Here is an 11,148-nt window from a genome sequence, read left to right as displayed (position 1 = left end):
GCGTCTTTTGGCTTCACCCATTTGGTGACCTCTGTAAATCCGTTGAAACTGGCTACCAGTCTAGCTTGCGGCCGGTTTATGCAACGTCAACTGCCGGAAATAGGTTTACTCAATGCATTGAGTAAAACTACTCAATCAACTGAGTTATTTAAAAAATGACCATCGAACGCACAGCGTTGGCCCCGCTGGTGGCCCGGCTCCAGGAGTCTTGGCGATTTTCAGGTCGTGGTAAGCCCATTCACCTTCCTGAGCAGCGCGAGGATCAAGCCAGACAGATGTTTGATGTGATAGCATCAAACATCAAACCTTGGGGAAATGAGATGCGAACCACCTTGGACATTGCAGACGACGTGCTTTTTGCAGCCAAAGAGATTGCCCAAAGAGAGAAAAAATCACTTGGCCAAGTCATGAGTGATTTGGCGCGCAAGGCATTTGCAGTGGGCATTTACCCGCCGCAAGCAGATCAAACCGTGCCCCACGTCTCAGAGCGCTTGGCCCAATATGGCATTGAGCCCTTGCCTTCCCGGGGCGTGGTCATCAGCAACGAGCTGATCGAACGCTTGCGCGATGCCGAGGGCGTTTGATGCGCGCCCTGTTCGACGTGAATGTGCTGATTGCTCTGCACGACCGCGATCACGTCCATCACGTGCGTGCCGCGCAATGGTTTCAGGACCATGTTGAAAATGGTTGGGCCACCTGTGCCTTGACCCAAAATGGGTGCCTTCGCATCATGGGTCAGCCCGGTTACAGCAGCCCCTTACCCATGTCCATGTTGGTTGGCATGTTGCAAAACTCGACGCGGTCAGCGCACCATGCATTTTGGTCAGATGAGATCAGCCTCTTGGATCCTCTGCAGTTTCAACATGGGCACATTCACAGCGCGAGGCAATTGACGGATTTGTATCTGCTGGCTTTGGCGGTCAAGAACCAAGGAAGACTGGTCACGCTGGACCAGCGGATTCCGATCAGCGCAGTGCGCGGCGCCACCACGGCACACCTTGTTGTGCTTTGAATCGCGCAATTTCCCACAACCCCATCGTTCAAAAAATTCACACAGTCCCTCAAGGTCGGGGGTTACCATCTTGGCCCATGGACGCTCAACTCAATTTCCTCATCGACGCCGTGCGCCAGGCCGCTGCGGATGGCCGCACTTTGCGCTTGCGCGGGGGCGGCAGCAAAGACTTTTGGGGCCAGAGCCTCACGGGTGAGGTTCTTGACACCCGGGCTTACCGGGGCATCGTGAGTTATGAGCCCAGCGAGCTGGTGGTCACGGCGCGTTGCGGTACGCCGCTGGCCGAGCTGGAGGCGGTTTTGGCTGAGAAGGGTCAGTGCCTGGCGTTTGAGCCGCCGCATTTTGGCCCCGGCGCTACGGTGGGTGGCATGGTGGCCGCAGGCCTGAGCGGACCGGCCCGCGCCACCGCTGGCGCTGTGCGCGACTTTGTGCTGGGTGCGCGTTTCATCAATGGCTTGGGCGAGCACCTGACCTTTGGCGGCCAGGTCATGAAAAACGTGGCCGGTTACGACGTCAGCCGCTTGATGGCCGGCAGCTGGGGCACGCTGGGCCTGATCACCGAGGTCAGCCTCAAGGTCTTGCCGGTGGCCCCGGCCGAGGCCACGCTCATGTGCGCGGGACTGCCGCAAAAAACGGCGCTGGATTTGCTCCACCGCTGGGGCGGCCAGCCCCTGCCCTTGAATGCCAGTGCTTGGGTGCGCGACACCACCGCTGAGCCTGCGGCGGACTATTTGTTTGTGCGCCTGCGCGGCGCGGTGGCGGCGGTGCAGTCGGCCACCGGCAAGATGGCGGCCGATGCCGTGGCCTTGGGCGCTCAAGTGCAAGCCATGGACAAGGCCGAAGCCGCGCAAGACTGGCGCGCCAGTGGCGAGCAAACGCTTCAGTTCTTTGACGCGCCAAGTGCCGATGTTTGCCTCTGGCGCTTGTCGGTGCCGCAAACTGCGCCCTTGCTCGATTTACCTTATGCCCAATACATTGAATGGCAGGGCGCACAGCGCTGGTTGTGGGCTCCCGCCTCGGCGGCGGTGGCTTTGCGAGAGTTGGCGCAGTCGGTCGGTGGCCATGCCACTTTGTTCCGCGCCAGCGCGGCGCATGCCGAAGTGGACAAAGCCGCCGGGGTGAACACCCCGCTGGATGCTGTGCAAGACCGCATCCAGCAACAATTGCAAAAGCAATTCGACCCGAAAGGCGTGTTCGCCACCGGCCGCATGCACCCCCTCACGCCATCCGTCTGACCGCGAGACGACAGCCATGCAAACCAATCTCGCCCCCGAATACCAAAACACCCCTGACGGCTTGGCGGCCGAAGCCATTTTGCGCAAGTGCGTGCACTGCGGCTTTTGCACCGCCACCTGCCCCACCTACCAATTGCTGGGCGACGAGCTCGACGGCCCGCGTGGCCGCATCTACCTGATGAAAGCGGTGCTCGAAGGCCAAACGCCCACCCGCAAAACCCAGCTGCACCTGGACCGCTGCCTGACCTGCCGCAACTGCGAAAGCACTTGCCCGAGCGGCGTGGAATACGGCCACTTGGTGGACATTGGCCGCAAGCTGGTGGACGCCAAAGTCGAACGCCCCGTGGGCGAAAAAATGCTGCGCTGGGCGCTCAAAGAGGGCCTGCCCTCACCCCTGTTTGCCCCCGCCATGAAGATGGGCCAAATGGTGCGCGGCCTGCTCCCCGAAAGCCTCAAAGCCAAAGTGCCCGCCCCGCAAAATGCCGGTGCCTGGCCGACCGCGCAGCATGCGCGCAAGGTGCTGATGCTGGCCGGTTGTGTGCAGCCCAGCATGAGCCCCAACATCAACACCGCCACCGCCCGCGTGCTCGATGCGGCGGGCATCCAGACCGTGACCGCCCCCAAGGCCGGTTGCTGCGGTGCGCTCAAGTTTCACCTGAACGACCACGACGGCGGCAAAGAGCACATGCGCGCCAACATCGACGCTTGGTGGCCCTTGGTCGAGTCGGGCGAAGTCGAAGCCATCGTGATGAATGCCTCAGGATGCGGCGTCATGGTCAAGGACTATGGCCATGCGCTCAAAGACGACCCGCAGTACGCCGACAAAGCCGCCCGCATCGGCGCGTTGACGCGTGACCTGAGCGAGCTGTTGCCCGAGCTGGTGCCCTTGCTCAAAGACAAGTTAAACCCCCAAGCCCTGCAAACCGCAGGCCTGCAGGCCTACCACCCGCCTTGCACCCTGCAACACGGCCAGCAACTTAAAGGCGGCGTGGAAAAGCATTTGGGCGATCTGGGTTTTCAGATCAAGGTCACAACCAATGAGTCGCACCTGTGCTGCGGCTCGGCCGGCACCTACAGCGTGCTCAACCCAGACCTGTCCAAGCAACTGCGCGACCGCAAACTGGGCCAACTGAACGCGCTGCAGCCCCAAGGCGTCATCAGCGCCAACATCGGCTGCATCACCCACCTGCAAAGCGGCAGCGGCCTGCCGGTGCGGCATTGGGTGGAGTTGCTGGATGGGGCGTTGGGCGGCTGATGTTGATCCAGATTGGTCAACCATAGACATTTGTCGCGAACGCGCTTTTCTTGACGCAGGGCGAGTTGCTGATTTCAACCATTGAGTTCGAACGACAGACCTGCCAAATTAATCCAATGGATTAAAATCAAATCTGTGTTCACCATCGCAGAACTGCCCGAATACATACGTCGTGCTGAGAAGCTGATGAGTGCTTCTGAGCGCTTGGACATCATCAACTACTTGGCGGCGCATCCAAAAGCGGGTGACTTGATGGAAGGCACTGGTGGCATTCGCAAACTGCGCTGGGGCTAAGGCGCACAAGGCAAATCCGGCGGTGTTCGTGTGATTTATTACGTGCACAGCGAGCTTATGCCGCTTTACCTGCTGACCCTCTTTGCAAAAAACGAACGCGCCAACATCAGCAAGGCACAACGCCATGCGTTGTCCGAGGTGGTCGATTTACTGGTGCAAATTTGGTTTGAATCGTGAAAGGAAACACACATGACCAACGCATTCAAGAGTATCCAACAAGGTTTGACGGAAGCCATTGCACACGCCAAGACCAAAGACACAGAAACCACGGGCGTGAAGCTGTACCAGCCTCATGCCGTGAATGTGTCGGACCTGCGAAAGCGACTGAGCCTGACCCAGGAACAGTTTGCTGCTCGCTTTGGTTTTTCAGTCGCCACGCTGCGTCATTGGGAGCGTGGCGACCGTTCTCCCAGCGGGGCATCGCTGGTATTGCTCAACGTGATTGATCGCAATCCCACAGCGGTGTTGCAAGCATTGCAGTAAAACAATCCGACCCATTCTTCAGCAAATTGACGGTTTACATCCAAGCACCTGTCACGCGACCATGTGGTTGGCTGCATGCATGAAGCCAGGTGGATCAATCGCTGTGATGACACCCCCGAGAAACGGCAAAGCCTGTTCAGCCTCACCGCCGCAGGTTGGCGCAAACTGCAGCCCCTGCTCAAGCATGCCAAAGCGCTCGAAGCGCAGGTGTTGTCAGCTTTGGGTACGGACCCGGCCCATCAACTCAAGCGCATGTTGAAGGGTCTGATCGCAACGAAATCGAGCTGCTGCGCCACAATCGCGCCTTTTTTACGGGACAAACATGCAACTGGAAATCGCCCAATCGACGCCCACGGCAAACAGCATCGCCGCCTTTGTACAGGCCCGCGTTGGACTTGGCGAGATCGTTGAGAGTGAATTTATAAGGCGAAGCTTCAACCAGGCCTACCGACTTAAATTTGCCAGCGTGCGCCGCGTTGTAGCCGTCTCTGTGCCGCCGACCGCGTGGTGGACCCAATGCGTTGTTTAGGCAGCGGCGCTGGCGCACGGAGCCCAAGTTGGCTGCCAAGTCTTTCGCTGCGTCACAACGCTGACCGGCGAGATCGCCATGCAGGTGCTGCTGCCATGCGGCATCCCGCATGCGGCTCGGGCATCAACAGCACTGCAAACAGGGCCATCAACCCGATACGGTCCGCCGAACCCTGCAAAAATCCATCGTCTAGCCTGTCGCCTTGAACGGGTTTGTAGGCGCCCTTGGTTCATCAACGCATCTCCTTTTCACCCAGCTTATTTCTGACCCTGTCTGGTTGGTGCACCGCGAGGACTCGGGTTGCGCTTGTTTTGCTGGCTCACCTGATTGCTGAACATCGATACGCGCACGAACAGTGCCACCACAGACACTAAAAGCGCTTGCGCAGTCCCATTTGCCACTGCTTGTTTTCTGGTTCAAACCAGCCTTGGCGCCTTTGCTTGTCAGATTCGGCCAGGTGTTTGAATTCCAGCCAGGGTTGAATGCCCTTGCAGGCGGCACAGGGGGCAAGTTCGAGTTTGAGCCACCAGCCCTTGTTTTGGGTGTTCACAATGTTGGGCAGCAGGGCATTGGCTTGTGAGAGATAGGAGTTTTGCTGGCCACGCAGCAAAACGGCAGCTGTGACTCGCGCTTCGGGGACGGGCGCGATCGACAGTGCCCACCAAGCACGCAGACTGAAGCGTTCGTAACCCCGGTAGCCGGCGCTGCTTTGGCCTTGTAGATCGGTCCATAGCCCTTCAATAACCGGTCCGGTGTACCAGGGCATGGCCACCCATTGCGGCCCGCGCCACCAGGCGCTCAGCTGCCATTGCACGGAGGGCACGTCTTTGAGCTCGCCCGTGTATCGACTGCCGTAGTCCAGACTTGCCAATTCCACGGCGGCGTGCACATTTTCTGGCAGCAAAAATGCGGGTTTGATGGGCAGATTGACCCCCGCCTGAATCCCATGGCCTGCTAGATGCATCTGGGGCTCGCTGTAACGCTGATACACCCAACCCAGGTAAAAGGAGGGCACTTCGTCTGCTTCGTTTTGCGCTCAGCTGGCTGGAGCAACCCCCAGAAAAAAGGCCGCGCAAGCGGCCTTCAAAAGTGACCAAGAGACTTTCACAAGGCTTCGAAATCCGACCAGGTGATTGTCCTGGCGGGCTGCTGGGTGCCGTTGATGGTGGACTGGATCGTCACACAATTCACGCCCGCCAAGGGAGCACAGGTCTGGCCGAAGCGCACAGTCATGGAGGAGTTGTCGCTGCCGCTGGTGATGAGCATTTCGCCAGCGGTCAAGCGGTCGAATGATTCGATCAATTTGTTTTTGATCTCCCACCGGTAGCGAAGCGGCTGAACCAAAGCGGGGGTTGTGCTGCTCACTGTGGCGGCGCCGGTGACCGAGGCACCCTGGCTGGTGGATTCGTATTGGAAGTTGAAATCACTGATGGTGTGACGGGTCAGGCCCTCTTGGTTCTTGATGGTGGTGGTGAGCGTGGTTCGCTTAGGAGCGGTCAGAGAGGTGCTGGTGAATTTGTCCATACCATCATCGTAAAGAATAGATATGGCACCATCCAGGCCAACTGCACCTGAACCCTCCGCCCCCGTAAGGGACATCTGGAACTGTTTGAAATCCATGTTCATTCGCGTGTTGCTTTGGCGCGGGCCGTAGGCCCCAAAGCTGCCACTGACGATTTCGGCCTGAACGGTGCCATTGATGACAAGGGTAACGCCATCTTCTTTGAAGGTGCAGCTGTTGGCTGTCACGCTGACGATGTCACCCGGCATCAGGTTGGAGCGACTGGTGGCATCGGTGTTCTGGGTGATTGAGCCCCCCAGGTTGCAAAGCTCATTGCTTGCGACACCCGCCAAAACAGCCGTGTCCTGAGCGGTCAAGACTTGGGGCAAACGTTTGAGCAGCTTGTAAACGCTTGGGTATTGGCTTGCTTGTGAGCTTTGAGCACCGGCCAATAGATTGGGAGAAACGCTCAGCCCAGTTGTATCTGTGGCTTGTTGGGAGGCGGCGGCAGCTGTTTTGTCAGCCGTCAGGGGGTCGCTGAAGTCCGCATTGGATCCAACGACAGCTTCAAAGTCAGTTGACCTCAGTTGAAGCGTTGCACCGCTGGCGGTGTCTGAGCTTGGGCCGCCCCCGCCACCACAAGCCGAAACGAGTAAGCTCGCAAACGTTATGAACGTGAGTTTGTTGAGAAGATTTTGCATTTTGATAAATTTTTAATACTGTTTAAGAAAAAGTCTTTGATTAAAAAATTATACGAAAGTATTTTAATTCAGCAACTCTTTTGACGGACATTACAAATCTGGGGCCACAAAATACCCTGTCCGTCATCAAGAATTGGGGGCTAGACGCCATTTCTGCTGACAGGGCAGCGCCTCTGCTGCGCCAACACCAAGCCCGAGGACGACGCAAAGCAAGTCCAACCGCATCCACCAAGCAATCGCCAGGCCGAATATCCCGCGTGTGCGGGCTGACAAAACGCCACACACTGCCTTACCCCATGCATGGCCGACAAAAAGTAAACTAAATTATTTATTTTTCAATTTACAATTTGGTTGTCCAATAAGCCCGCAAACGTGGCCTGCTCAAGCCTGTTTCCGCCCCAACTCAATAGGCCAAAAAGGGGATGCAGCCAACCCAAAGCAGGCAAACCCGCGAGCTTTGGCCCAGCATTTTTCACACCAGGAGTCAGCCATGGCACAACAGCACGAAAGCCTCTCGGACAAGCACATCGCCTTCATCCGGGCCCAAAAAATGTTCTTTGTGGGAACGGCCACGGCAGACAGCCGCGTCAACGTTTCGCCCAAGGGCATGGATGCATTCAAGGTGCTGACCAGCCAGCGTGTGGCTTGGCTCAATGTGACGGGCAGTGGCAACGAAACCGCCGCCCACGTGCAAGTGCTGCCCAGAATGACCATCTTGTTTTGCGCCTTTGAAGGTGCGCCACTCATTTTGCGTTTGTATGGCCAAGCCAAAGCGGTGCACCATGGCGATGAAGGTTGGCAGGCGCTTTACAGCCAATTTGAGCCCCTGCCAGGCGCACGCCAAATCTTCGATATGCAAGTAGAAGTGGTGCAAACCTCATGTGGCATGGCCGTTCCCTTGTACACCTACGAGCGTGACCGTGATCAGTTGCGCCAGTGGGCCTTGAACAAAGGGGAAGAGGGCATTGCCAACTACTGGCGCGATAAAAACCAGTTCAGCATAGACGGCATCCCCACAGGCATTGTTGAGAAGAACCGCTGAGCCACACACCATGATCTCAACGCAACAATTCACAATCTTTGCTGTCGCTGCATTGCTGATGGCCGTCACGCCCGGCCCCAATATGATTTACCTGATTTCCAGGTCCATCTGCCAAGGGCGCACCGCAGGGGTGGTGTCATGGCTTGGTGTGGTTGTGGGCTTCACCGTGCACATGTTCAGCGCTTCAATTGGCTTGACTGCACTCTTCATGGCCGTTCCTCTTGGGTATGAATTGCTCAAGTTCGCTGGGGCTCTGTATTGACGCAAAGTCTGGTGCTGGGTGTCACGCAAATATTGATTGGCGCCAGCGTGAACCTGGCGGTGACAATCTTTGCGGCGAGCTTGGCCGTTTGGTTCGCCCGAAACCGTCTTTGGCTTTCCCTTCAACGCTACCTGATGGGATTGGTGTTGGGGGGTCTGGCGATCAAGCTGCTCACGCAGCAGCGCCATGCCACTTGATGTCTGGCAAAAACCAGCCCACACGGTCACCTGTATTTCGCGCCCTCTCACCAGCGCATTTAAAAAGATGAACATTCTCACTCGACAAGCCACCACAAGCGACATTCCAGTCGTTGCCGAACTGTTCGACCTTTACCGTCAGTTCTATGCCCAAGCGGCCGACCCTGCATTGGCTTTGTCGTTCATCTCGGCGCGATTGGCCCATCAAGAATCGGTGATTTTGGTGGCAGAAAATGGCACGCAAGAGGTGATGGGTTTTTGCCAGCTTTACCCCACTTTTTGCTCTGTGGAGGCCAAGCCCATTTACACGCTGTATGACCTTTTTGTTGCGCCCTCAGCGCGCCATGGGGGTGTCGGAAGAGCCCTTCTGCAAGCCGCACAGGCCAAGGCTGCGCAAACAGGCCGTTTCCGCATGGACTTGAGCACCGCGAAGACAAACACCACAGCACAGTCGCTCTACGAGTCACTCGGTTGGGTTCGAGACGAGGTCTTTTTGACCTACAGCCTGCATGTAAAGCCAGCTTGAATCAGCGCCAACATCGGCTGCACCACCCACCTGCAAAGCGGCAGCGGCCTGCCGGTGCGGCATTGGGTGGCGTTGGTGGACGAGGCATTGAGCGGCGGAGTCTGAGTCCATTGCCGTATTCGGGCCTGAGGTGCTGCGGGCACTCAGATTTTCGATGCTTTTTTATACGAACTAAGTTATCTTTTTGACCATAGAATGGCTTGCGGCATCGGCTCTTCGAACCGCTCAGGAGGCGTCTCATGTTCCCCATTGAAATTTGGCTCGCTTACAGCGCCGCTTGTTTGTTGCTGGTGTTGTCGCCAGGCCCGGACAACTTGTTGGCCATTGGGCGTGGCCTCAGCCAAGGCAAGCTTGCGGCCACTGTTTCGGGCATCTCATCAGGGGCGGGCATTTTGTTTCACGTTGCCGCCGCAACATTTGGGTTAACCCTGCTCATGCAAACCTCTGCGCTGGCGTTTTGGGTGGTCAAGCTGACAGGTGCCGCCTATTTGCTCTGGTTAGGCATCAAGGTATTGCGTTCACGCAACTTGATCAGTTTTGCACCCGCCGCACAGCAACCCCTCTCCACCATTTTTGCGACCGGATTTTTGTCGGCAGCACTCAATCCCAAACCGGGCTTGTTTGTGCTGGCATTTATCCCTCAGTTCGTCAGCCCGGAGCGTGGCTCGGTGACCACCCAGATGCTGGTTTATGGCGCATGGTTTGCACTTTTGACGGCGGTGGGTTTTGCTTTGATGGGTGTTTTTTCCTCGCGCTTGTCTTCATGGCTACGCCAAAAACCCCGCGTTGTGGCGGGGCTCAATATCGGTGCCGGTGTGGCTTTTGTGGCGTCTGGATTGTCGGTGGCGGTGCTCAAGCAGAAATAACAACCACCGTCAACCCGCAGCCAGCACGCCCATCAGCTCTACCAGGCCAATCGCTTGTGTGCCGTAGCGCATCGGAAAGCGTTCTGTGCCGGGGTAGACCACATAGCGCTGGGTGATTTCTAAGTCGGCGCAGGCGATGTCAAAGCCTTTGCTCAGGGCGGGCGCTGACGAGCGCTTGATTTCGATGGCCATCCAGGCTTGGCCTGCACGTTCAATCAGCAGATCGATTTCGGCCCCTGCATGGGTTCTGTAGCAGTAAGCCGTGCATTGCGGGTTGGCGGCGGCCATCAGGTTGTCGATGCAAAAGCCTTCATAGCTGGGACCACACACCGGGTGCCCGGCCAGGTCATGCAAACTGCCCACGCCCAGCAAGGCATGCACCAAACCGCTGTCGCGCACATAGACCTTGGGGGCTTTGACCAAGCGCTTGCCCACCTTGCCGCTCCAGGGGCGCAAGCGGCGCACCAGTTGCAGGTCCACCAGCAAGTCGATGTAGCGCTCCACCGCCGGGCTGCTCACGCCCAAGCCGCTGGCCAGGCGGCTTTGCTGGAGCAAGGCGCCCTGTTGATGGGCCAGCATGGTCCATAGGCGGCCCACGGTTTCGGCAGGCAGTCGCGGCGCAAACATGGGCACATCGCGTTGCAAGTAGCTGCGCACAAAATCTTCGCGCCAACGCAGACTGGCCGCATCGCTGGCGGCCAGCAGGCTGTCCGGAAAACCGCCACGCAGCCACAGTGTGTCCAGATCGGTGGCAGGCCATTCCAGCGCATGGATGGGGCCGATGTCCAGATACGCCACACGCCCCGCCAGGGTTTCGCTGCTTTGTTGCATCAAGTCCAGCGAGGCTGAACCCAAGAGCAAAAAATGCCCAAAGCGCTGACCCGCACGGCGGCGTTCGTCGATGATGCCGCGCAACACTTCAAACAGGCCCGGCATGCGGTGGATTTCATCCAGGATGATCAGCTTGCCGCCTTGTGCGCGCAAAAAAGCATCGGCGTCTTGCAGGCGTAAACGGTCTGCCGGGCGTTCCAGGTCGAGGTAGGTGGCGCCTGCGGGCCAGCCCTCGGCCAGCGTGAGGGCCAAGGTGGTTTTGCCCACTTGGCGCGGCCCGAGCAGCACCACAGCCGGGGCTTCGTGCAGGCGTTCAGACAAGACGGCAAGGGTTTGACGGTCAATCATCATTGAAATTTTAACGTGTGTCGTTGATATTTCAATGTTAAATTCATTGGGAAGGTGCTAGGTTGA

13 protein-coding genes and 1 pseudogene are annotated in these 11,148 nt (G+C 57.8%); 11 read left to right on the top strand and 3 right to left on the bottom strand.

Features of this window, described 5'->3' with window-relative positions:
- Positions 1–320 precede the first annotated feature (320 nt).
- The 7 genes from ACIQ39_RS02900 (at position 321) to ACIQ39_RS02870 (ending at position 4,808) form a co-directional block, all read left to right on the top strand.
- A complete protein-coding gene (locus tag ACIQ39_RS02900) occupies positions 321–584 on the top strand; it encodes a hypothetical protein (protein WP_396433107.1) in 264 nt (87 codons plus the stop codon).
- The gene (locus tag ACIQ39_RS02895) at positions 584–1,012 is read left to right on the top strand and encodes a TA system VapC family ribonuclease toxin (RefSeq protein WP_396433106.1); all 429 of its coding nucleotides are present in this window, start codon (positions 584–586) and stop codon (positions 1,010–1,012) included. The genes ACIQ39_RS02900 and ACIQ39_RS02895 overlap by 1 nt, the downstream gene beginning before the upstream one ends.
- Positions 1,013–1,089: 77 nt before the next feature.
- Positions 1,090–2,247: a glycolate oxidase subunit GlcE gene (gene glcE, locus ACIQ39_RS02890; RefSeq protein WP_396433105.1), complete on the top strand. Its 1,158-nt coding sequence runs from the start codon at positions 1,090–1,092 to the stop codon at positions 2,245–2,247.
- A gap of 16 nt (positions 2,248–2,263) precedes the next feature.
- Positions 2,264–3,502, top strand: a complete 1,239-nt coding sequence (gene glcF / locus ACIQ39_RS02885) for a glycolate oxidase subunit GlcF (protein ID WP_396433104.1) — start codon at positions 2,264–2,266, stop codon at positions 3,500–3,502.
- Between the two features lie 135 nt (positions 3,503–3,637).
- Complete coding sequence (locus ACIQ39_RS02880; RefSeq protein WP_396433103.1) at positions 3,638–3,796, top strand: hypothetical protein; 159 nt, start codon at positions 3,638–3,640, stop codon at positions 3,794–3,796.
- Positions 3,797–3,985: 189 nt separating this feature from the next.
- Positions 3,986–4,279 carry a helix-turn-helix domain-containing protein gene (locus tag ACIQ39_RS02875; RefSeq protein WP_396433102.1) on the top strand — a complete coding sequence of 98 codons (294 nt, stop codon included), beginning with the start codon at positions 3,986–3,988 and terminating at the stop codon, positions 4,277–4,279.
- Between the two features lie 322 nt (positions 4,280–4,601).
- Complete coding sequence (locus ACIQ39_RS02870) at positions 4,602–4,808, top strand: hypothetical protein (RefSeq protein WP_396433101.1); 207 nt, start codon at positions 4,602–4,604, stop codon at positions 4,806–4,808.
- Between the two features lie 370 nt (positions 4,809–5,178).
- Here ACIQ39_RS02870 and ACIQ39_RS02865 read toward each other — a convergent pair whose 3' ends face one another.
- Both ACIQ39_RS02865 and ACIQ39_RS02860 read right to left on the bottom strand, forming a co-directional pair.
- A complete protein-coding gene (locus ACIQ39_RS02865) occupies positions 5,179–5,823 on the bottom strand; it encodes a hypothetical protein (RefSeq protein WP_396433100.1) in 645 nt (214 codons plus the stop codon).
- An 89-nt stretch (positions 5,824–5,912) separates the two neighbouring features.
- The gene (locus ACIQ39_RS02860) at positions 5,913–7,010 is read right to left on the bottom strand and encodes a hypothetical protein (protein ID WP_396433099.1); all 1,098 of its coding nucleotides are present in this window, start codon (positions 7,008–7,010) and stop codon (positions 5,913–5,915) included.
- Positions 7,011–7,500: 490 nt separating this feature from the next.
- Here ACIQ39_RS02860 and ACIQ39_RS02855 point away from each other — a divergent pair, with 490 nt between their 5' ends.
- The 4 genes and pseudogenes from ACIQ39_RS02855 (at position 7,501) to ACIQ39_RS02840 (ending at position 9,903) form a co-directional block, all read left to right on the top strand.
- Positions 7,501–8,052: a pyridoxamine 5'-phosphate oxidase family protein gene (locus ACIQ39_RS02855; RefSeq protein ID WP_396433098.1), complete on the top strand. Its 552-nt coding sequence runs from the start codon at positions 7,501–7,503 to the stop codon at positions 8,050–8,052.
- A gap of 10 nt (positions 8,053–8,062) precedes the next feature.
- Positions 8,063–8,511, top strand: a pseudogene (locus ACIQ39_RS02850) (LysE family translocator).
- Positions 8,512–8,578: 67 nt separating this feature from the next.
- Positions 8,579–9,037, top strand: coding sequence for a GNAT family N-acetyltransferase (locus ACIQ39_RS02845; protein WP_396433097.1), 459 nt, complete (start codon positions 8,579–8,581; stop codon positions 9,035–9,037).
- Positions 9,038–9,276: 239 nt separating this feature from the next.
- Positions 9,277–9,903 (top strand): LysE family translocator, encoded by a 627-nt coding sequence (locus ACIQ39_RS02840; protein ID WP_396433096.1) that lies wholly within the window; start codon positions 9,277–9,279, stop codon positions 9,901–9,903.
- Positions 9,904–9,912: 9 nt separating this feature from the next.
- Here ACIQ39_RS02840 and ACIQ39_RS02835 read toward each other — a convergent pair whose 3' ends face one another.
- On the bottom strand, positions 9,913–11,085 hold the full coding sequence (locus tag ACIQ39_RS02835) for an ATP-binding protein (RefSeq protein ID WP_396433095.1): 1,173 nt from the start codon (positions 11,083–11,085) through the stop codon (positions 9,913–9,915).
- Between the last annotated feature and the right edge of the window lie 63 nt (positions 11,086–11,148).

The sequence above is a fragment of the Limnohabitans sp. genome (assembly GCF_044361645.1).
Lineage (GTDB): Bacteria > Pseudomonadota > Gammaproteobacteria > Burkholderiales > Burkholderiaceae_C > Limnohabitans_A.
Note: the sequence above shows the minus strand (reverse complement) of the source record. Positions and strands in the feature narration are given on the sequence as shown.